The sequence below is a fragment of the Haemophilus sp. THUN1690 genome, assembly GCF_059704375.1.
The window spans coordinates 111,236-134,602 of the sequence record NZ_AP046582.1 but is presented as its reverse complement, the minus strand read 5'-3'; the positions used below and the strand labels follow the sequence as shown (position 1 = coordinate 134,602).

Genomic DNA, 23,367 nt, shown 5'->3' with positions numbered 1-23,367 from the left:
TATCAATTAAAATAATTTAAACTTCAATACAAATTTAGTGATTAATTTTCTAAATTTAGATGGATACCAATAATCTTCAATTGGTTTCACTAACTTCATCATAAAACGTAATAGATTTTTTTTCTTATTACGTGCAACTCCTGCTAGATAATAACCTTTATCTAGAAATTTAGGCTTGGTTAAATTAATGTAGTTATAATACCAATCAGCGAACATGATACAATTCATTGAAGCGAACATTGAATGATAGTCTCGATGATATTTAGGGAAATTAAACCCTATTTGCCAAGGATCTAGAACAACAACCTCACGCGCAAGAAATTCTCTATATGACTCCATCACCTCAATCCGTGCATCATTATGGTATTGAGGAACAACATAACCTAATTTATTTGCATAAGATACTGTCAAGTACTGTTCTACAACTAATCTTGGTAAAAGCTCTCTATCCCAATAGGTACTTCCTTTCGCATAGTCATGAGATAAGTACCATTCAGCATCTTCCCTTGTCAGATGTTCACATCCCCAGTATTCTAACAATCGTTGTGTAGTTCCAAACTGAAACCAATCACTAGTATGAAATGGCATATGATGATAAGTTGTTCCATCAATAGTAAATAAAGAACAAGTTACAATAGTACTATCGCTTCCAAATTTCTTAAAATAGTCTAAAAATCCAGCATGCGTTAGCTCAGCATCTGAGCGCATCTTAACTGCATATTTAGTTTTTGTTTTTAACAATGCATTATATGTAGATACAATTTGTCTATTAATATTATTCTGATGAGCAGGATCTACTCTATGAATACCAATAAATGAGCCAGGATCTTTATTAAATATAATTTCATCTAATTCCCATGAATCTGGAATTATAGATCCCTCCCAAGTAGATAATATTACCTTACAACCCGGAAGAATTTTTTTTAATTTTTTTAAGGTATAATGAAATACAAGCCCATCTTCCGCAGTATATGGTTTTGTTGCACCTTGAAAAATGACTGTGATATCTTTTGGATTCATTATAAATCTCCATTAATGTTATTTATACTAATTCTAATAGTGTTCTGCATATCTCTACTAACTCTCTTAACTCCAAAAATATTATTAATATCAAACACAGACCATTTTATATTTTTTCCATCAATAAGTTCAGTATAGCCTTTAAAATATTCTGCATTAGAATCCACTATTGCATTAATATCTCTAATATTTATTTGGTACTTTAACAACCTTAAAACCAACAAGTTAATTATATACTTTAATGCTTTATAGGTGATTCCATCTCTATCAAATAGAGCTAGATACTTATTTATATATTTAAAAAATGTATGATCGAATCTATGCACTTCAGAAAAAATGTATGGAAGTCCGTTATTCTCTATATTTTTCTTATTCGCAAACGAAGAAAAAATAATCTCTTCTTTAGGATATGGTCTATTACTTTTTAATAAATTAGGATTTTTATCAACTTCTTTAATAAGCTCTTCCAATAATGATATTTCATACATGGAACCTTCTATTTGAGATCCTAGTAAGTGATTATCAAAGAAGTTCATCATAGGAGGATCTCTTAATGCTCTTCTACCTACCCACCAAAATGAATCTTCGATTATAGGACGTAGATTAAAAATATTTTTTCTATTTTTCACATAGTCAAATATACCTTTTTTAACAAGCATGTCATTTGAAGAATGGAAAATAACTTTTTCTGCATCACCTAAAGTTAGTATATAGCGAATATTTTCTAAATGTGCATTTAAAATCCCCCCCCAACTCGTTTCTACTTGTTTAGGATTCACCAACACATTATTAACATTTTCTTTAGATAATTCAGATTTCAAATTATCTAAAGAAAATGCTGCACCTTTTGATAAATGCAAAACAATCATTGCTTCGGGGAAGAACTTATAAAAATTCTTAGCTTGATCAATGATTATTTCTATTTTTTCATGTACGGGGATTGAAATATATATCATTTTATTTAAACAATTTAGAATGAGAGCCGACTCTATATGATGTTATCTCTTTTTTTTCTATATCCCTTTTATATATAGGTAATCAGGACGTCCATAACATTCGAGGTAGCCAATATAATTGCCTATTAAGGAATTTTCTTCATATTCTCTAGGCAGTAAATTACCTGTTTGAAGTAACTCAATAACCTTTAAAATAATGCCTTTAGCCTTTGAGTTATTCTGATATTTCTTCACGTCCTTTTTTGAATTGACTAGTCAAAATAACATCAAAAATAGTGTTACCAACCTAAATCTTTTTTAAGCCCATCAATATTAGAATATCTAGATAAATTAATATTGTTTTCTGCATCATAAATTGCTTGCATTGTTTCAGCATTAGGTTCTACCAGTCCTGAAGGAAGCTCAGCCGTTGGATGAATCTTGTCACGAAAAACATTCATCACTCATTCTTCAAGATTTTCTCGCTGAATACCTGAAACAGACCCATCATCTTCTACCACCGAATAAAATTTTGCCACCTTGGAAATTATCCAAAGTGACAATTTCTTTAGCCAGTTGCTAAGGGTGAATATCATCAGGCTTAAATTCAATTCCTGAATTTTCACCATTTTCTAAAATTTCTTTTAATTCGCCTTTATTTATAGCTATTACCCTGCATAAAGTGGGATCACATCTTCAGCGTTACCACTGGCTCGAACAACGCCTTTATCCAACCAAATCACATTTTGGCAAAGCGCTTTAACTTGATCGATAGAATGGGAAACAAAAAGCAAAGTTGTGCCACCAGAGAGCATATCTTCCATACGTTTTTTACATTTTTCTTGGAACGCGGCATCGCCTACGGCAAGCACTTCATCCACAATTAAAATTTCAGGTTTTACAATGGTTGCCACGGCAAAGCCTAGGCGCGCTGCCATCCCTGATGAAAAGTTTTTAATTGGCACATCCACAAAATTTTGCAGCTCAGCAAACTCAATAATTTCATCAAAATGTTGCTCCATAAAGGCTTTTTTATGCCCTAAAAGTGCGCCATTAAGATAAATATTTTCTCTTGCGGTAAGTTCACCATCAAAACCAGCACCCAGCTCAATAAGAGGAGCAATATTGCCATGCACTTCAACCGTACCTTTGTAAGGCTTTAAAATGCCACAGATTAGCTTTAAAAGTGTGGATTTTCCTGAACCATTGGTACCAATTAAGCCCCAAGACTCCCCACGTTTTACTTCAAGATTTACATCTTTTAACGCCAAAAACTCTTGAAACATCAAATCACCTTTCAGCATTTTGATTATGTATTCTTTTAGCCCGTTGAAGCTTTCTGTCGCCATATTAAAGCGCACAGTAGCATCGGTAACTTTAATCACAGTGTCGTTCATCATATATATAAAATAAATTCATCTTGTTTTTTATTGAAGTACCATGTGCCAAAAATTAACGCAATAAAAGCAACTGCAAAGCCTGCTAGAATTAGTTTCAAGTCAGGAAACGTTGCAGATAAAATAATATTTCTAAATTGTTCAACATATAAATACATTGGATTTAATGCTTTGTAATAAAACAAATATTTCTCAGGGATAATAGATACTGGGTAGAATATTGGAGTACAATACATCCACATAGAAATAAACACTCCCCATAAATACTGAACATCTCTAAAAAATACTGTCACCGCTGCTAAAAATAAGCCAACCCCCAAACTAAAGACAAACACCTGAAAAATAACAATAGGAAAAAATATTAAGGCTAATGAAAAATCAGCCTTAGTTACTATCATTACTAATAATAACGCACCTAATGAAAATACTAAATTAACTAAAGAACTCCCAACTTTTGATATAGTAAATACATATTTAGGCACATAAGTTTTTTTCAATAGCGCAGCATTGCCAGTAATAGATCCTACTGACATATTTGTTGCTTCCACCATGAAATTAAAAATAATTTGCCCAGTTAATAGATAAAGCGGAAAATTAGGAATGTTTGATCTAAAAATATTAGAAAACACAAATACTAAAACCCCCATTAACATTAATGGGTTTAAAACACTCCAAAGATAACCTAAATAACTTCTTCTATACTTTAATTTAATATCTCTTACAACAAGCTGTTTTAATAGCTCATTAAATGCATAAAATCGGCGAAATTTGCCTACAAATTTATTTAGCATAATCTAGTCCTATCTATAATCGGATTTCGATTATACACGAATTCAACGTGATATCACATACAAAAAGTGCGGCCAAAAATGACCGCACTTTCTCATTTAGCAACTAGAAATCTATTGTTTCTTATGCATAATACATCTCAAACTCAACTGGATGTGGTGTCATATTTAAACGTTCTACTTCTTTACGTTTAATACTAATAAATGCTTCGATAAAGTCTTTCGCAAACACACCAGCTTGCGTTAAGAATTCATAGTCTTTTTCTAATGAATTCAACGCTTCTTCTAATGAGCTTGCTACCGCTGGAATATCTTTTAATTCTTCTGGTGGAAGATCGTAGAGATTTTTATCCATTGCATCGCCTGGGTGGATTTTGTTTACTACGCCATCAAGGCCAGCCATCAATAATGCAGCGAATGCAAGATATGGATTTGCCAATGGATCTGGGAAACGCGCTTCAATACGAATTGCTTTTGGGTTGGTTACTGCTGGGATACGGATTGAAGCAGAACGGTTGCTTGCAGAATAAGCCAACAATACTGGTGCTTCAAAACCTGGTACTAAACGTTTATATGAATTAGTACTTGGGTTGGTGAAAGCATTTAATGCTTTAGCATGCTTAATGATACCGCCGATGTAATAAAGTGCGGTTTCAGAAAGGCCTGCATATTTATCACCTTGGAAAATATTTTTACCGTCTTTGCTTAATGACATATTGCAGTGCATGCCTGAACCATTGTCACCCGTGATTGGTTTAGGCATAAAGCAAGCGGTTTTACCGTGTTCTAATGCCACGTTTTGTACCACATATTTATAGATTTGTGTTTCATCCGCTTTCAAGGTTAAGCTATTGAATTTCGTTGCAATTTCATTTTGACCTGCGGTTGCCACTTCATGGTGATGAGCTTCGATGACTAAGCCCATTTCTTCTAAAATTAAACACATTTCAGAGCGAATATCATGAGCCGTATCAATTGGAGCAACCGCACAGTAACCACCTTTTTTCAATGGGCGATAAGCGTTATTGCCTTCTTCATATTTTTTATTCGTGTTCCAAGCAGCTTCTATATCATCAATAGAAAAAGACGCTTTGTTCATTGATACATTAAAACGCACATCATCAAATAAGAAGAATTCAGGCTCTGGGCCGAAAAAAGCTTGATCCGCAATACCTGTTGAACGCATATAATTTTCTGCACGAATTGCAATAGAGCGCGGATCGCGATCGTAGCTTTGCATTGTCGTTGGTTCATAAACACTACAACGAATAGAAAGCGTTGGAATTTGCGCGAATGGATCGATCACTGCAGTTTCAGCGATTGGCATAAGCAACATATCGGCTTTATTAATAGTCTTCCATCCTTCTACAGAGGAACCATCAAACATCTTACCGTCTTCAAACATTTCTTCATCCACAAGGCTTACTGGAATTGATACACCATGCTCTTTGCCTTTAATATCAGTGAATCGAAGAAGTACAAATTTCACATTATTTTCTTCAATTAGCTTAAATACATTGGCGATTGCATTTGCGTTTGGCATTAGGGAGTCCTCTATAATTAGTCCGATTAAAATAAGTTCGCATTATAACGTAACCATACTATTTTTTCATGAGATTTATTTTTCTTATTCTAGTCATAGCAGAAAAAGAAAAATACATGTATAATTTTTGCCCTTTCGACAAATGTAGAAACGCAGGGTGCAACTCGTTGCACCATTTTTTATGTAACGATGTAATAAGAAATTGCATCTCATCTAATCAAAGCATTAAACAATGAAAAACGAAATTGATATTAAAAAACTCCGTAACATCGCAATTATTGCGCACGTTGACCATGGTAAAACCACTCTTGTAGATAAACTTCTTCAACAATCTGGTACTTTTGAATCTGCACGTGGTGATGTAGATGAACGCGTTATGGACTCAAACGATCTTGAAAAAGAACGTGGCATTACCATTCTTGCAAAAAATACCGCGATTAACTGGAATGACTACCGCATTAACATCGTGGATACTCCAGGGCACGCAGACTTCGGTGGTGAAGTTGAGCGCGTACTTTCTATGGTGGACTCTGTTCTATTAGTTGTTGATGCGTTTGATGGCCCAATGCCACAAACGCGTTTCGTGACCCAAAAAGCGTTCGCTCATGGTTTAAAACCTATTGTCGTAATTAATAAAGTTGACCGCCCTGGTGCGCGTCCAGACTGGGTTGTGGATCAAGTGTTTGACTTATTCGTAAATCTTGGTGCAACAGATGAACAGTTAGACTTCCCTATTATCTATGCTTCAGCGCTAAATGGTGTTGCAGGTCTTGAGCATGAAGAATTAGCAGAAGATATGACCCCGTTATTTGAAGCCATTGTGAAACATGTAGAACCACCAAAAGTAGAACTTGACGCGCCATTCCAAATGCAAATTTCACAATTAGACTACAACAACTATGTAGGTGTTATTGGTATTGGTCGTATTAAGCGTGGTTCGATTAAACCAAACCAACCTGTTACTATCATCAATAGTGAAGGAAAAACTCGTCAAGGTCGTATCGGTCAAGTACTTGGTCATCTTGGTTTACAACGTTATGAAGAAGATATTGCCTACGCGGGCGATATCGTGGCAATCACTGGTTTAGGTGAATTAAATATTTCTGATACGATTTGTGATATCAACGCAGTTGAAGCGCTTCCATCATTAACTGTTGACGAACCAACAGTAACCATGTTCTTCTGTGTAAATACCTCTCCATTTGCGGGGCAAGAAGGTAAATACGTTACATCACGTCAAATTCTTGAACGTTTAAATAAAGAATTGGTTCACAACGTAGCGTTACGCGTAGAAGAAACCCCAAACCCAGATGAATTCCGTGTTTCTGGTCGTGGTGAATTACATCTTTCTGTGTTAATTGAAAATATGCGCCGCGAAGGTTATGAGCTTGCCGTTTCTCGCCCTAAAGTAATCTATCGTGATATTGACGGTAAAAAACAAGAGCCATACGAACAAGTAACTATTGATGTGGAAGAACAACATCAAGGTTCTGTGATGGAAGCATTAGGTATCCGTAAAGGTGAAGTTCGCGACATGTTGCCTGACGGTAAAGGTCGTGTTCGCTTAGAATACATCATTCCTAGCCGTGGATTAATTGGCTTCCGTGGTGACTTTATGACCATGACTTCTGGTACAGGCTTACTTTACTCAAGCTTTAGCCACTACGATGAAATCAAAGGTGGAGATATCGGTCAACGTAAAAATGGTGTGTTGATTTCTAATGCAACAGGCAAAGCACTAGGCTATGCATTATTTGGCTTACAAGAACGTGGTAAGTTAATGATTGATGCAAACGTAGAAGTTTATGAAGGTCAAATTATCGGTATTCATAGCCGCTCAAATGACTTAACCGTAAACTGCTTACAAGGTAAAAAACTAACCAATATGCGTGCCTCAGGTAAAGACGATGCGATTGTGCTGACTACACCTGTAAAATTCAGTCTTGAACAAGCGATTGAATTTATCGATGACGATGAGTTAGTGGAAGTAACACCTGAGTCGATTCGTATCCGTAAAAAACTTTTAACGGAAAACGATCGTAAACGTGCAAATCGTACAACGACAAGTACTAGCACGCATTAATAAACAACGCTAGCACGAAAATTTGTAAAAAATTAACCGCACTTTGGGATACAACTAAAGTGCGGTTATTTTTATGCTCAATTTACTAAGGAGAAAGTCTTTCTCTAATCCAATTATCACTTGCCTTGCGATAACGAATGCGATCATGTAAACGGCTTGGTCGCCCCTGCCAAAATTCCACGGTTTCTGGCACAACTAAATAGCCGCCCCAATAATCTGGTCTAGGCACGTTTAATGGATGTTTAGCTGCAACCAATGCTGCTTTTGCTAGCAACGATTTATAATTAGAAATCACCGCACTTTGCTCACTTGCCCAAGCTCCTATACGACTGGTGTAAGGTCGGGTAGCAAAATATTTATCGGATTGCTCTGATGGGATTTTAACCGCCTTACCTTCAATTCGCACTTGGCGTTCCAATTCAGGCCAAAAGAAAGTCAGCGCAACATAAGGATTACGCTCAATACAACTACCTTTTCGACTAAGATAATTCGTAAAGAAGACAAAACCTTGCTCATTGACTTCTTTTAGCAATACCATTCGGCTATTTGGGCGACCTTGTTCATCAACAGTCGCAATATTCATTGCAGTAGGCTCGTTAACTTGCGCATGAATTGCCTCCTTCTGCCACTGTTCAAATTGCGAGATTGGATTTTCATGGCAATCATGTTGTGAAAGCACTCGTTTAGTATATTCATCGCGAATATTGTGTAACTCCATTTTCTCTCCTTTCAAATTTGATGAAAAACGCAAATAGAATAAAGGCTGTAAAATCGTTCGTCAATTTTCATAAAATAAAACTCAAATGACATCGAATCTTGCAATTATTTGAAATATGCGTATTATCTAGCCCCCTATATTCAACCTCGGGTTCCCTAACCCCGATTTATTTAAACTAAAAAGGTACAACATGAAATTAAACTCCCCGATCTTTAATGATCAACAAAAACGTCGTGCAATCATCTGGCTCAGCTTTTTCCACATATTCATCATTGCAGCGAGCAATTACTTTGTACAAATCCCTTTTGAAATCACGCTAAAATTAACCGCACTTGGTGCAGCAAATGATTTTTCTTTCCACAGCACTTGGGGAACGCTCACATTCCCATTTATCTTTTTGGCTACTGATTTGACTGTGCGTATTTTCGGTGCGGAAGATGCGAGAAAAATCATCTTCGTGGTGATGTTTCCTGCACTTATTGTAAGTTATGTCATATCTGTTTTATTCTCTGAAAGCAAATTCCAAGGTTTTGAATCATTAACGCGTTTCAATCTGTTTGTATTCCGTATTGCTATTGCGAGCTTTGCAGCTTACGTGGTAGGACAATTACTTGATGTGATCGTATTTAACCGTTTACGCCAGTTAAAAACATGGTGGGTGGCGCCAACTAGCTCAATGACATTCGGCTCAATGGCTGATACGTTTGTTTTCTTCAGTGTAGCCTTCTACCAAAGTGCAGATCCTTTTATGGCTGAACACTGGGCACAACTCAGCTTTGTAGATTATCTATTTAAATTATTTATAGGAATTATCTTGTTCGTCCCAGCCTATGGCGTAGTATTAAATGTCATTTTACGAAAACTACAAATGCTCGTAGCAGAACGCGTTCCTGCATAAACCAAATTTCTGGCGTATATAAAACAATTAACCCCGCTCTTTTGAGTGGGGTTAATTATTATTACGTTGCTAAAACAGTGTGGTAAAAAAGTATAAATTTATAACCTCACTTTTTTATATCAAAAAAATATATTTTCTAGCTAAAAGTTATTGGCGCTACCTTCTTATTTTTTTAGAAAATACCGACCTACTTAGTTCTAAAAGAGAGGAATATTTATGCTTTTAACCGGATTACTTTGTGGAATTTTACTCGGATTTGTCATGCAGCGGGGGCGCTTTTGTATTACTGGCGCATTTCGCGATATGTATGTCACCAAAAATAACAAAATGTTTGTAGCCCTTTTATTGGCGATTACCGTGCAATCCATCGGTTTCTTTCTCTTAAAAGAAATCGGTGTATTAAATCTGGATCCGGCTGAAAATTTTGCCTTTTTAGCAGTAATTATCGGTGCCTTTGTATTTGGCATTGGTATTGTTCTTGCTGGCGGTTGTGCAACAGGCACATGGTACCGTGCTGCAGAAGGATTAGTCGGCAGTTGGGTTGCTTTATTCACTTATATGTTATTAAGTGCCATCATGCGTACTGGTCCATTAGGGGAATTCAATAAAACTTTACGTAGCATCAATATCGAACAACGCAATATTTATGATACATTCGGTATCTCACCTTGGTGGTTAGTCGCATTATTAACTTTAGTAACAGCCTTTTATGTATACAAACATCTCAGTAAACCAAGCGTAAAAATCGCGGCATTAAAACCAAAGAAAACGGGACTTGCTCACTTATTATTTGAAAAACGCTGGCACCCATTTTTCTCTGCTGTATTAATCGGATTAATCGCACTTGCTGCTTGGCCACTCAGTATCGCTACTGGTCGTGAGTTTGGACTTGGGATCACGGGTCCATCCGCTAATATTATGCAATTCCTCGTTACTGGCGACGGTAAATTTATTAACTGGGGCGTATTCTTAGTTTTAGGGATTTTTATCGGCTCATTCATCGGTGCGAAAGCGAGCAATGAATTTCGTGTCCGCGTACCAGATGCCACCACGATTCTACGCAGCGGACTCGGCGGTATTCTCATGGGTATTGGGGCAACCCTTGCAGGTGGTTGCTCCATCGGTAACGGTTTAGTCGAAACTGCCTTTTTCTCTTGGCAAGGTTGGGTCTCATTGCCATTGATGATTCTCGGCACCTGGGTAGCCGCCTACTTCACCATTATCCGTCCACAACGTTTAAAATTAACAAAAACATCATAAGGAGTTTATATGATCGTTAAATTACCAACACTCGGCCTAGTTTGCCCCTTTCCTCTCATTGAAGCCAAAGAAGCTATGACTAAGTTAAATAAAGGAGATGGCCTAGAAATTGAATTTGACTGCACACAAGCCACCGAAGCTATTCCCGCTTGGGCGGCTGAAGAAGGCTATGAAGTCACAAACTTCGAGCAAATTGATGATGCCAAATGGTCAATTACAGTGATTAAATAACACACAAATCAAATCCTAAATATCTTTTCCATTAGCTTGGTCAGAATAGCTGGCCAAGCACTCAAAAAAGCAAGCAAGCAAGCAAGCAAGCAAGCAAGCAAGCAAGCAAGCAAGCAAGCAAGCAAGCAAAATAATAAAATCAATAAGTTAAAATTACATTGTAAATAAAGTGTAAATTTCTTAATTTTTCCTTCCTTTATTTTAAATTTCAGTTAGAATGCGCGCCTTATCGCCCTGTGCGTACGATTTTCAAACAATAAAATTGCGTTTGATTAGAACCTATAAGTATATTTTAAAGGACTTTATTATGAGACTTTCCAAACTTTTTACTGCAGCGATGGCAGCTTTCATGCTATCTGCTTGCTCATTAAACAACGAAAAATGGTCAAATTTTGATAATCAATCAACGAGTGTGACACCACAAGAAAATCATGCTGGCTTAGTTTTCTATCGCACTGATGCTGGAGCAAACCCAATCGCAGTCAATATCAAAGTAAATGGCGAATACCTGTCTTCTCTTCAAGTCGGGGGATTCACTAAAACTGAAATTTGTGCAAAACCGACCGCACTTGAAACTCACTATGTTGCAATGAAGCCTGCAACAAACTTAACTGTCAATCTCGCGAAACGATCTGTTCATTATTTCTACGTCGATACCTCTAATGCATCAAAACCTCAACTAAAAGAGGTGGATGCAGCAATAGCACAAGAAGCTTTAAAAATGCTTAAGCATCAAGCTAATACTATTTCTCGTGTAAATAACACCGCTTGTGCAACTCATTAATCAATTAAGGGAGATTATTTATGTCAAAAAATATTAGCGTAAAGATTAATAACGGCAATAAAACTATTGAAACTGTCAAATTAAATTCAGCAAATCAAAAAGTTATCATCAAAGCACAACCTCATGTGAACTATGAATTGGTTGATGAAGCAACGCAATATGCCCCTGAAATGATCGACACCAAACGTGTTGGCAACGATCTTCATATTGCCTTTGAAGGCACCGATATCAATAAAGAAAGCGATTTAGTCTTAGAAGGCTATTATGAACATGATAATACTGAATTAGTATTAGGTATGGCTGAAGATGGTCAATACTATGCTTACGTGCCACAAAGTGGCGTGGAAAGCGATGCGGTGACATTGCTTGCAGATCAAGTTTTTGCACCACAAGCATTAGGCGGAAACAGCGTCACAGCACCATTCTGGGCATTTAATCCAAGCTGGTTATGGGTAGCGGCAGGGGTCGCTGCTGTAGGTGGTATTATTGCAGCAGCAAGTGGCAGTCATGGTGGCGGCTCATCAAATAACGCTGCTGACAAACCATCTAATAATAGTGATAAAAATAATGGGGCTGTACTAGATAACGCTAATAACAATGGGAATACTGCTAAAGACACCACTGCACCGGCTAAACCAACTGTTGAAGCGAAAGACAATGGCTCAGTGGACGTAACGCCTCCTGCAGATGCAGATACCCAATCTGTAGAAGTGAGCTACACAGATGAAGCGGGTACACCGAAAACTGCAACCTTGACTAAAGGTAACGATGGCAACTGGACTTCAAACGATCCAGATGTTGCAGTAGATCCTGTTAGCGGTAAAACAACCATCCCTGCAGATAAAGTGAAAGATGGCTCACCAGTGACGGCGAAAGCAACTGATACTTCAGGTAACACAGGTGAAGAAGGTTCTGCGAATGCGGGGAATAATCCTGACACCACGGCACCGGCTAAACCAACTATTGAAGCGAAAAAGAATGGTTTTGTTTATATTACTCCACCTGCAGATGCTAAATCGGTTGAAGTGCACTACATTGATGAAAAGGGAAATCCGCAAACAGTCACAATTACTAAAGATGCTGATAAAGGTTGGGTATCATCTAATCCAGAGAATATCTGGCTTAATTCAGAAACTGGCAAAATAACTCTTCTAGCACATAAAGTGAAAGGTGGCTCTCTAGTAAGGGCCTCGGCAACGGATAATAAAGGTAACACCAGTGAAGAAGCAACGAATACAGGTGAAGAAGCAACGGCAAATGCGGTTGACATTCCAGATACTTATGGGCCAAGCAATCCAACAGTAACTTATTTACAAGATCGTTCTGCAAGCGTAACAATGCCAAAAGAGGCCGAGGTTGGTGATTTTGTTGTAATTAAACGAAAGGCTTATAGAGATTACGATGATTCAGATGGAGAACAAGATGAGATTCATACTGGTGAAACTTTAGCCACCTTGACTAAACAACAGGATGGTAGTTGGATTTCAGATAAACCAGAGAACGTGCCGAATGTTAAGGCAGGCAATGATAATACGATTATTCCAGCGAATAAACTTAAAGGATTCCAAAGTGTAGATGCTTATGCAGAGGATCCTGCAGGTAATTCAAGCCCAGTAAATTTAACTTATGATTTGCCTGAGGAAATGGATTCTCCCAAGGTAACCGTAAAAGATGTTTTTGTGGAAATCACCCCTCCTGCAGATCAAGACCTTAAGTCGATGAAGGTAAGATATACCGATAAAGCAGGGACACAAAAAATCACAATCTTAACGAAAGGTGAGGACGGTAATTGGACTTCGGACAACCCGGATGTGACGGTTGAGCTCGCGACGGGAAAAACGATGATTTCAGTGGATAAAATAAAAGCTGGTTCGACATTAAGTGCGACAGCGTTTGCTAATTCGGGTATAATTAGTAATTCGGATTTCCAGAGAGTAGGTGAAGCCCCTAAGACTCCTGCACCAAGCGCACCGGAAATCATTCCATCGACTACAGATGGTTCAGTCACCGTGAAAGTACCAGATGATGCAAAAGTGGGCGATAAGGTTGACGTAAGCATAGTTCCTGAAAAGTCTGACATATTTTTGAACCCAGAGGATTCTAATATAGGTGTCGGAGTGACTTTAACCAAAAATGCAGATGGTAGCTGGACTTCAGACTATCCTATAATGTTACCAAATATTGCAGCGGGTCAGAACAGCACAACCATTCCACAAGACCAAGTAAAAGATGGTTCTAATGTGACCGCTCAGGCGAGAAATCCTGATTACAACTATAGCGCAAAAGTAACGGCTCAAGCGGGTGAAGATACTGGAGATGCTAAAGATCCTAATGAGGGTGGGGTATCATCTAATACTATAGATAGTAACGGTATGGGCAGTAGTGGTGATGACTATGCAAGCTTTGAGCAAATTGCGGGTACCATTAATATGGGCGCGGGTAATGATATTCTTGAAGCGCGTTCTACACTCTCCCCGTTCAACTATTTATACACATTCTCCAAAGCAAAAGTAGATATGAGCTCTGGCAATGATATCGTAAGAACATCTGGTGATATAGACTCACGAGCATCTATTAATGGTGGTGATGATTTCGATACACTTGAGTTTGTGAATCGAGACGGCAAAGCGATTGCAACCTCGCTTTCAGCGATCTCTAACTTTGAGAAAATTGATATTAAAGGTACGTTAAACAACTCAGTTTTTATCCACAAAAGTGATGTTGAGAGAAACCACAGTGCTAAACCAATGGTTGATGATAGTGGTAAATCTCACAACAATGTGTTAATTATTGATGGTGATGAAGGTGATAAAGTGAATTTAAGTGAGATTAGCAAAGTTGCAAGCTCACAAGTTAATTATGAAGGCAAGACTTATCATGTTTACCACTCTGGTTCTAACGAACTCTGGGTTGATTCAGATGTTGCTGTTGGTTAATTTGTAACGTCTATTAGAAAAACGCACCTTCGGGTGCGTTTTTTATAAAAATCGAGAAAAGCAGGTTATGAAGTCACAAACTTCGAGCAAATTGATAATGCCAAATAGTCAATTACAGTGATTAAATAACAATCAAATCAATGAGTTAAAGCAAGCAAGCAAGCAAGCAAGCAAGCAAGCAAGCAAGCAAGCAAAATAATAAAATCAATAAGTTAAAATTACATTGTAAATAAAGTGTAAATTTCTTAATTTTTCCTTCCTTTTTTTTAAATTTCAGCTAGAATGCCCCGCTTAAAAGTCTACGAGCGTTCAGTTTTTAATCACTCGTGTTTTTTCTAAACTATTTTACAATTATAAAAGGACACTAAATATGAAACTTCATAAATTATTAGTAACAGCATTTGCTGTTTTTGTACTAACAGCTTGTACACTAAGCAATGAACATTGGTCAAACTTTGATAATCAATCAACGAGTGTGACACCACAAGAAAATCATGCTGGCTTAGTTTTCTATCGCACTGATGCTGGAGCAAACCCAATCGCAGTCAATATCAAAGTAAATGGCGAATACCTGTCTTCTCTTCAAGTCGGGGGATTCGCTAAAACTGAAATTTGTGCAAAACCGACCGCACTTGAAACTCACTATGTTGCAATGAAGCCTAAAACAAACTTAACGGTCAAGCTCGCGAAACAATCTGTTCATTATTTCTACGTCGATACCTCTAATGCATCAAAACCACAATTAAAAGAGGTAGACGCAGCAACAGCACAAGAAGCTTTAAAAATGCTTAAGCATCAAGCTAATACTATTTCTCGTGTAAACAATACTGCTTGTGCAACTCATTAATCAATTAAGGGAGATTATTTATGTCAAAAAATATTAGCGTAAAGATTAATAACGGTAATAAAACTCTTGAAAGCGTCAAATTAAATTCAGCAAATCAAAAAGTTATCATCAAAGCACAACCTCATGTGAACTATGAATTGGTTGATGAAGCCACACAATATGCCCCTGAAATGATCGACACCAAACGTGTTGGCAACGATCTTCATATTGCCTTTGAAGGCACCGATATTAATAAAGAAAGCGATTTAGTCTTAGAAGGCTATTATGAACATGATAATACTGAATTAGTATTAGGTATGGCTGAAGATGGTCAATATTATGCTTACGTGCCACAAAGTGGCGTGGAAAGCGATGCGGTGACATTGCTTGCTGATCAAGTTTTTGCACCACAAGCATTAGGCGGAAACAGCGTCACAGCACCATTCTGGGCATTTAATCCAAACTGGTTATGGGTAGCGGCAGGTGTGGCTGCTGTAGGTGGTATTATCGCGGCAGCAAGTGGCAGTCATGGTGGCGGCTCGTCAAATGACGCTGCTGACAAACCATCTGATAATAACGCTAAAGACACCACTGCACCAGCTAAACCAACTGTTGAAGCGAAAGACAATGGCTCAGTATCAGTGACTCCTCCAGCAGATCCGGATACCCAATCTGTAGAAGTAAACTACACCGATGAAGCGGGTACACCGAAAACCGCAACCTTGACTAAAGGTGAAGATGGCAACTGGACTTCAAACAATCCAGATGTTGCGGTAGACCCTGTTAGCGGTAAAGCAACCATCCCAGCAGATAAAGTACAAGATGGCTCTCCAGTGAAAGCGAAAGCGACTGACAATGCAGGTAACACTGGTGAAGAAGGTACTGCGAATGCGGGTGAAAATGCAGATATAACTGCACCTGGTAAACCAACTCTGAAAGTATTAGGAAATTATTCTGTAAGTGTACAAATGCCAAATGACGCTGAAGTTGGAGATTTTGTGATAATTGAAGCAAATGGGCTTCCTTTAGCTACGTTGACTAAACAGCAGGATGGTAGTTGGATTTCAGATAAACCTGAAACTGTGCCAAGTATTGATGCAGGTAAAGATACTACTATCATTTCAAATAATACACTTGGAAAGTCCAGTGGGATAACGGCTGAGGCGAAAGATCCTGCAGGTAATAGCAGCGGAGAAGCATGGGTTTTCCGGGTAACCCCACCTGTACTAATATCTGCTCCAGAAGTAACTGCAAAAACAGATGGTTCTGTAGAAATTACTCCACCAACATACACTACTACGTCTGTAGAAGTGAGCTACACTGATGAAGCGGGTACACCGAAAACTGCAACCATTACTAAAGGTACAGACGGCACTTGGACTTCGAATAACCCAGATGTTGCGGTAGAACCAGCAACTGGTAAAGCGACGATTCCAGCAGATAAAGTGCAAGATGGTTCGCCAGTAAAAGCGAAAGCAACTGATAATACAGGTGACATTAGTAATGAAGGTACGGCTAATGCAGGTAATAATCCTGATACCACTGCACCGGCTAAACCAACTGTTGAAGCGAAAGATAACGGCTCAGTGGAAGTAACTCCTCCTGCAGATGCAGATACTAAATCTGTAGAAGTGAGCTACACTGACGAAGCGGGTGCACCGAAAACGGCAACCTTGACTAAAGGTAATGACAGCAACTGGACTTCAAACAACCCGGATGTTGCAGTAAATCCAGCAACGGGTAAAGCAACCATCCCAGCAGATAAAGTACAAGATGGCTCACCAGTGAAAGCGAAAGCAACTGACACTGCAGGCAACACAGGTGAAGAAGGTACAGCGAATGCGGGTAATAATCCTGATACTACCGCACCAGCCAAACCGACAGTTGAAGCGAAAATGAATGGTTTTGTTTATATTACTCCACCTGCAGATGCTAAATCGGTTGAAGTGCACTACATTGATAAAGAAGGAAATCCGCAAACAGTCACGATCACTAAAGATGCTGATAAAGGTTGGGTATCATCTAATCCAGATAATGATATCTGGCTCAATTCAGAAACTGGCAAAATAACACTTCCAGCACATAAAGTGAAAGGTGGCTCTCTAGTGAAAGCCTCAGCAACGGATAATAAAGGTAACGCAGGTGAAGAAGCAACAGGTGAAGAAGCAACGGCAAATGCGGTTAACATTCCAGATACTTATGGGCCAAGCATGCCAGAAGGAATGGCTTTAGAAGATCGTTCTGTAAGAGTAACAATGCCAAAAGAGGCCGATGTTGGGGATTTTGTTGTAATTAAACGAGTTATTTATAAAGAGCGCAATGATTTGGGTTCGGGACAGCAGGATGATGATAATATTAATACTGCTGAAACTTTAGCGACCTTGACTAAACAACAGGATGGTAGTTGGGTTTCAGATAAACCAGAGAACGTGCCAAATGTTGATGCCGGCAAAGATAGTACTATTGTTCCAGCTAATAAACTTAAAGGATTCAAGAATATATATGTGCAGGCGCTAGATCCTGCAGGTAATGAAAGCGCAGTACCGGCAATTTATCTTCGTAACGAAATGGATGCTCCAAAGGTAACCGTAAAAACAGATGGTTTTGTGGAAATTACCCCTCCTGCAGATCAAGACCTTAAGTCGATGAAAGTAAGATATACCGATAAAGCAGGTACACAAAAAATCACAATGTTAACGAAAGGTGAGGACGGTAATTGGGCTTCGGACAATCCGGATGTGACGGTAGAGCCAGCGACGGGTAAAGCGATGATTTCAGCGGATAAAATACAAGCTGGTTCGGAATTAAGTGCGGGAGCGTTTGCTAATTCGGGTATAATTAGTTATTCGGATTCCCGTACAGTAGGTGAACCCCCTAAGACTCCTGTACCAAGCGCACCGGAAATCATTCCATCGACGACGGATGGTTCAGTCACCGTGAAAGTACCAGATGATGCCAAAGCAGGCGATTCTGTTGAAGTAAGAATAGTTCCTGAAAATTCTGGTATATTTTTGAACCCAGAGGATTCTGCTATATCTAGATACATAACTTTAACCAAAAATGCAGATGGTAGCTGGACTTCCGACGATCCTACAATGTTACCAAACATTGCAGCAGGTAAAAACAGCACAACCATTCCACAAGACCAAGTAAAAGATGGCTCTAATGTGACAGCTCAGGCGAGCAATTCTGCACATGACTCTGGCGAACCGGTAACGGCTCAAGCAGGTAAAGATACTGGAGATGCTAAAGATCCTGATGAGGCTGGGGTATCATCTAATACGATAGATAGTAACGGTATGGGCAGTAGTGGTGATGATTATGCAAGCTTTGATCAAATTGCGGGCACCATTAATATGGGTGCGGGTAATGATATTCTTGAAGCACGCTCTACAGAAATACCGTTCAGCTATTTATACACATTCTCCAATGCAAAAGTAGATATGGGCTCTGGCAATGATATCGTAAGAACATCTGGTATGATAGGATCATCTGGTTATCATGTGCACTCAGGAGTATCTATTAATGGTGGTGATGATTTCGATACACTTGAGTTTGTGAATCGAGACGGCAAAGAGATTATGAGCTCGATTTCACCGCTCTCTAACTTTGAGAAAATTGATATTACAGGTACGTTAAACAACACAGTTAATATCCACAAAGATGATGTTGAGAGAAACCACAGTGCTAAACCAACGGTTGATGACAGTGGTAAATCTCACAACAACGTATTAATTGTTGATGGTGATGAAGGTGATAAAGTGAATTTAAGTGAGATTAGTAAAGTTACAAGCTCACAAGTTGATTATAAAGGCAATACTTATCATGTTTACCTCACTGGTTCTAACGAACTCTGGATTGATTCCGATATTGCAGTTGGTTAATTTGTAATGTCTATTAGAAAAACGCACCTTCGGGTGCGTTTTTTATAAAAATCTAGAAAAGCAGGTTATAAAGTCACAAGCTTTGAACAAATTGACGATGCCAAATGGTCAATTACAGTGGTTAAATAACACACAAATCAAATCCTAAATATCTTTTCTATTAGCTTGGTCAGAATAGCTGGCCAAGCACTCAAAAAAGCAAGCAAAATAATAAAATCAATGAGTTAAAATTACATTGTAAATAAAGTGTAAATTTCTTAACTTTCCCTTCCTTTATTTAAAATTTGAGTTAAAATTCGGCACCTTATCGCCCTGTGCGTACGATTTTCAAACAACAACATCGCGTTTGCTTAGAACCTATAAGTATATTTTAAAGGACTTTATTATGAGACTTTCCAAACTTTTTACTGCAGCGATGGCAGCTTTCATGCTATCTGCTTGCTCATTAAACAACGAAAAATGGTCAAACTTTGATAATCAATCAACGAGTGTGACACCACAAGAAAATCATGCTGGCTTGATTTTCTATCGCACTGATGCTGGAGCAAACCCAATCGCAGTCAATATCAAAGTAAATGGCGAATACCTGTCTTCTCTTCAAGTCGGGGGATTCACTAAAACTGAAATTTGTGCAAAACCAACCGCACTTGAAGCGCACTATGTTGCAATGAAACCTGCAACAAACTTAACTGTCAATCTCGCGAAGCAAGCTGTTCATTATTTCTACGTCGATACCTCTAATGCATCAAAACCACAATTAAAAGAGGTGGATGCGGCAACAGCACAAAACCAGTTAAAAACAATTAAACATCAAGCACACACTATCTCTCGTGTAAACAACACTGCTTGTGCAACTCATTAATTAAGGGAGACTATTTATGTCAAAAAATATTAGCGTAAAGATTAATAACGGCAATAAAACTATTGAAACTGTCAAATTAAATTCAGCAAATCAAAAAGTTATCATCAAAGCACAACCTCATGTGAACTATGAATTGGTTGACGAAACAACACAATATGCCCCTGAAATACACCAAACGTGTCAAATTAAACGATCTTTAAATTGCGTTTGAAGGTTATCATCAAAGCACAACCTCATGTGAACTATGAATTGGTTGACGAAACAACACAATATGCCCCTGAAATGATCGACACCAAACGTGTTGGCAACGATCTTTATATTGCGTTTGAAGGCACCGATATCAATAAAGAAAGCGATTTAGTCTTAGAAGGCTATTATGAACATGATAATACTGAATTAGTATTAGGTATGGCCGAAGATGGTCAATACTATGCTTACGTTCCACAAAGTGGGGTGGAAAGCGATGCGGTGACTTTGCTTGCAGATCAAGTTTTTGCACCACAAGCATTAGGCGGAAACAGCGTCACTGCACCATTCTGGGCATTTAATCCAAACTGGTTATGGGTGGCGGCAGGTGTGGCTGCTGTAGGTGGTATTATTGCAGCAGCAAGTGGCAGTCATGGTGGCGGCTCGTCAAATAATACTGCTGACAAACCATCTGATAATAGTGATGCTAATAACAATAGCAATACCGCTAAAGACACCACTGCACCAGCTAAACCAACTGTTAAAGAAGGTTCAGCAAATGCGGGTAATAATCCTGACACCACGGCACCAAGTGCACCACAAGTAACGCCATCAACCACTGATGGCTCAGTAACCGTGAAAGTGCCAGACGATGCGCAAGTAGGTGATACTGTAGAAGTAACCGTAATTAGCGAAACCTCTGATACCCCCGAAAAAGTCACCTTAACGAAGAATGCAGACAGCAGCTGGACTTCTGATAAACCAGAAATCTTACCGAATGTTGATGCGGGTAAAGACAGCTCCACTATTCCACAAGATAAAGTGAAAGATGCTTCTGATGTAACGGCAGTAGCGAAAGACCCAGCGGGCAATAATAGTGCACTAGTAACGGCTCAAGCGGGTGAAAATGTAGATAAAACGGCACCAGCTAAACCAACTATTGAAGCGAAAATGAATGGTTTTGTTTATATTACTCCTCCAGCAGATGAAGATACTAAATCAGTTGAAGTGCACTACATTGATGAAGAAGGAAATCCACAAACAGTCACGATTACTAAAGATGCTGATAAAGGTTGGGTATCATCTAATCCAGATAATGATATCTGGCTCAATTCAGAAACTGGCAAAATAACTCTTCTAGCACATAAAGTGAAAGATGGATCTCTAGTGAAAGCCTCGGCAACGGATAATCAAGGTAACACAGGTGAAGCAGCAACGGAAAATGCGGTTAGCATTCCGGATACTTATGCGCCAAGCCGGCCGGAACCATTTTCTTTAGAAAATCGTTCTATAGGAGTAACAATGCCAAAAGAGGCAGAAGTTGGTGATTCTGTTGTAATTAAAGGAGTTATTTATATAGATGAAGAGGATTCGGGTTGGGGGAATACCCTTGATAATGCTAAAACTTTAGCTACCTTGACTAAACAACAGGATGGTAGTTGGATTTCAGATAAACCAGAGAATGTGCCGAATGTTAAGGCAGGCGACACTAATACTATTATTCCAGCTAATACACTTAAAGGATTCGAGCATGTACATACTTATGGGATAGATCCTGCTGGTAATAAAGGCCCATCATCAACAATTGGTCTTCCTAGCGAAATAGCTCCGCCAAACATAACCGTAAAACCAGATGGTTTTGTGGAAATTACCTATCCTACAGCTCAAGACCTTAAGTCTATGAAAATAAAATATACCGATAAAGCAGGGACACAAAAAATTACAATCTTAACGAAAGGTGAGGACGGTAATTGGACTTCGGACAACCCAGATGTGACGGTTGAGCCCGCCACCGGGAAAGCGATGATTTCAGCGGATAAAATACAACCTGGCTCACTAGTAAGGGCTAAAGTGTATGATAATTCGGGTATAATTACTGATAATGGCGTGGTAGTCGGTAAAAAACCTGATACTCCTGCACCAAGCGCACCAGAACTTATTCCATCAACTACAGATGGTTCAGTCACCGTGAAAGTACCAGATGATGCAAAAGTGGGCGATACTGTTGAAATAAGAGTAGTCTTTGAATATTCTGACATATTTTTGAACCCAAAAGATTCGGCTATGCCTTTCAACCTAACTTTAACAAAAAATGCAGATGGTAGCTGGACTTCAAGCGATCTTACGACGTTCCCAAACATTGAAGCAGGTCAAAACAGCACAACCATTCCACAAGACAAAGTAAAAGATGGCTCTTATGTGACAGCTCAAGCGAGGAATTCTGCGTACAACTATAGCGAACTGGTAACGGCCCAAGCAGGTGAAAATGCTAAAGATCCTGATGAGGCTGGGGTATCATCTAATACTATAGATAGTAACGGTATGGGCAGTAGCGCTAATGACTATGCAAGCTTTGAGCGAATTGCGGGCACTATTAATATGGGCGCGGGTAATGATATTCTTGAAGCGCGTTCTACAGATTTACCGTTCACCTATGGATCCCTCTATGGAACCTTACAAGCTAGGATAGATATGGGCTCAGGTGATGATATTATAAAAACATCAGGTTCTATTTCGCGTTACTCTTTTTACAAAGAACTATCTATTGATGGTGGTGATGATTTCGATACACTTGAGTTTGTGAATCGAGACGGCGAAGCGATTATTACCTCGATTACATCGCTCTCTAACTTTGAGAAAATTGATATTAAAGGTACGCTAAACAACACACTTAATATCCAAAAAGATGATGTTGAGAGAAACCACAGTGCTAAACCAACGGTTGATGACAGTGGTAAATCTCACAACAACGTATTAATTGTTGATGGTGATGCAGGTGATAAAGTGCGTTTAAATGATATTAGTGAAATTGCAAGCTCACAAGTTAATTATAAAGGCAATACTTATCATGTTTACCACACCGGTTCTAACGAACTCTGGATTGATTCCGATATTGCTGTTAGTTAATTTGTAACGTGTATTAGAAAAACGCACCTTCGGGTGCGTTTTTTGTAAAAATCGAGAACGTTTGACTGCTTGATGCTGAATAAAAAGAGGTATAGCTGAGATGTTTTTA

General features: G+C 38.6%; 19 protein-coding genes. 11 read left to right on the top strand and 8 right to left on the bottom strand.

All coding sequences use genetic code 11. From position 1 onward, the window contains the following. Positions 1-6: 6 nt before the first annotated feature. The 7 genes from AC6H22_RS00615 to glnA form a co-directional block, all read right to left on the bottom strand. Positions 7-1,020, bottom strand: coding sequence for a WavE lipopolysaccharide synthesis family protein (locus tag AC6H22_RS00615; protein ID WP_497515181.1), 1,014 nt, complete (start codon positions 1,018-1,020; stop codon positions 7-9). Then, complete coding sequence (locus tag AC6H22_RS00610) at positions 1,020-1,976, bottom strand: hypothetical protein (protein WP_497515180.1); 957 nt, start codon at positions 1,974-1,976, stop codon at positions 1,020-1,022. The genes AC6H22_RS00615 and AC6H22_RS00610 overlap by 1 nt, the downstream gene beginning before the upstream one ends. Before the next feature lie 57 nt (positions 1,977-2,033). Next, positions 2,034-2,210 (bottom strand): type II toxin-antitoxin system YafQ family toxin, encoded by a 177-nt coding sequence (locus AC6H22_RS00605; protein WP_497515179.1) that lies wholly within the window; start codon positions 2,208-2,210, stop codon positions 2,034-2,036. 44 nt (positions 2,211-2,254) lie between these two features. Then, positions 2,255-2,416: a hypothetical protein gene (locus tag AC6H22_RS00600; protein WP_497515177.1), complete on the bottom strand. Its 162-nt coding sequence runs from the start codon at positions 2,414-2,416 to the stop codon at positions 2,255-2,257. A 207-nt stretch (positions 2,417-2,623) separates the two neighbouring features. Next, complete coding sequence (locus tag AC6H22_RS00595) at positions 2,624-3,355, bottom strand: ABC transporter ATP-binding protein (protein WP_007241916.1); 732 nt, start codon at positions 3,353-3,355, stop codon at positions 2,624-2,626. Next, positions 3,352-4,143, bottom strand: a complete 792-nt coding sequence (locus AC6H22_RS00590; protein WP_497515176.1) for an ABC transporter permease — start codon at positions 4,141-4,143, stop codon at positions 3,352-3,354. The genes AC6H22_RS00595 and AC6H22_RS00590 overlap by 4 nt, the downstream gene beginning before the upstream one ends. 121 nt (positions 4,144-4,264) lie before the next feature. Then, the gene (gene glnA / locus AC6H22_RS00585; RefSeq protein ID WP_497515175.1) at positions 4,265-5,683 is read right to left on the bottom strand and encodes a type I glutamate--ammonia ligase; all 1,419 of its coding nucleotides are present in this window, start codon (positions 5,681-5,683) and stop codon (positions 4,265-4,267) included. A 232-nt stretch (positions 5,684-5,915) separates the two neighbouring features. Between glnA and typA the strand changes: the two genes are divergently transcribed. Further along, positions 5,916-7,766, top strand: a complete 1,851-nt coding sequence (typA, locus tag AC6H22_RS00580; protein WP_005645535.1) for a translational GTPase TypA — start codon at positions 5,916-5,918, stop codon at positions 7,764-7,766. An 85-nt stretch (positions 7,767-7,851) separates the two neighbouring features. On the opposite strand, the gene pdxH is transcribed toward typA, so the two are convergent. Then, the gene (pdxH, locus tag AC6H22_RS00575) at positions 7,852-8,484 is read right to left on the bottom strand and encodes a pyridoxamine 5'-phosphate oxidase (protein ID WP_497515173.1); all 633 of its coding nucleotides are present in this window, start codon (positions 8,482-8,484) and stop codon (positions 7,852-7,854) included. A 190-nt stretch (positions 8,485-8,674) separates the two neighbouring features. Here pdxH and AC6H22_RS00570 point away from each other — a divergent pair, with 190 nt between their 5' ends. The 10 genes from AC6H22_RS00570 (at position 8,675) to AC6H22_RS00525 (ending at position 23,258) form a co-directional block, all read left to right on the top strand. Further along, the gene (locus AC6H22_RS00570) at positions 8,675-9,382 is read left to right on the top strand and encodes a 7-cyano-7-deazaguanine/7-aminomethyl-7-deazaguanine transporter (protein ID WP_497515171.1); all 708 of its coding nucleotides are present in this window, start codon (positions 8,675-8,677) and stop codon (positions 9,380-9,382) included. Between the two features lie 216 nt (positions 9,383-9,598). Next, the gene (locus AC6H22_RS00565; RefSeq protein WP_497515170.1) at positions 9,599-10,642 is read left to right on the top strand and encodes a YeeE/YedE thiosulfate transporter family protein; all 1,044 of its coding nucleotides are present in this window, start codon (positions 9,599-9,601) and stop codon (positions 10,640-10,642) included. Positions 10,643-10,651: 9 nt separating this feature from the next. Beyond that, complete coding sequence (locus AC6H22_RS00560) at positions 10,652-10,873, top strand: sulfurtransferase TusA family protein (RefSeq protein ID WP_497515169.1); 222 nt, start codon at positions 10,652-10,654, stop codon at positions 10,871-10,873. A gap of 307 nt (positions 10,874-11,180) precedes the next feature. Next, positions 11,181-11,657 carry a hypothetical protein gene (locus AC6H22_RS00555; protein ID WP_497515168.1) on the top strand — a complete coding sequence of 159 codons (477 nt, stop codon included), beginning with the start codon at positions 11,181-11,183 and terminating at the stop codon, positions 11,655-11,657. A gap of 20 nt (positions 11,658-11,677) precedes the next feature. Further along, a complete protein-coding gene (locus tag AC6H22_RS00550; RefSeq protein WP_497515166.1) occupies positions 11,678-14,593 on the top strand; it encodes a cell wall anchor protein in 2,916 nt (971 codons plus the stop codon). A 370-nt stretch (positions 14,594-14,963) separates the two neighbouring features. After that, on the top strand, positions 14,964-15,440 hold the full coding sequence (locus AC6H22_RS00545) for a hypothetical protein (protein ID WP_497515165.1): 477 nt from the start codon (positions 14,964-14,966) through the stop codon (positions 15,438-15,440). 20 nt (positions 15,441-15,460) lie between these two features. Further along, positions 15,461-19,303 (top strand): hypothetical protein, encoded by a 3,843-nt coding sequence (locus tag AC6H22_RS00540; RefSeq protein ID WP_497515164.1) that lies wholly within the window; start codon positions 15,461-15,463, stop codon positions 19,301-19,303. Between the two features lie 385 nt (positions 19,304-19,688). Next, positions 19,689-20,165 (top strand): hypothetical protein, encoded by a 477-nt coding sequence (locus tag AC6H22_RS00535; RefSeq protein WP_497515162.1) that lies wholly within the window; start codon positions 19,689-19,691, stop codon positions 20,163-20,165. Positions 20,166-20,181: 16 nt separating this feature from the next. Next, the gene (locus AC6H22_RS00530; protein WP_497515161.1) at positions 20,182-20,376 is read left to right on the top strand and encodes a hypothetical protein; all 195 of its coding nucleotides are present in this window, start codon (positions 20,182-20,184) and stop codon (positions 20,374-20,376) included. After that, the gene (locus tag AC6H22_RS00525; RefSeq protein ID WP_497515160.1) at positions 20,367-23,258 is read left to right on the top strand and encodes a cell wall anchor protein; all 2,892 of its coding nucleotides are present in this window, start codon (positions 20,367-20,369) and stop codon (positions 23,256-23,258) included. Before AC6H22_RS00530 ends, AC6H22_RS00525 begins: the two co-directional genes overlap by 10 nt. The last annotated feature ends 109 nt before the right edge of the window (positions 23,259-23,367 follow it).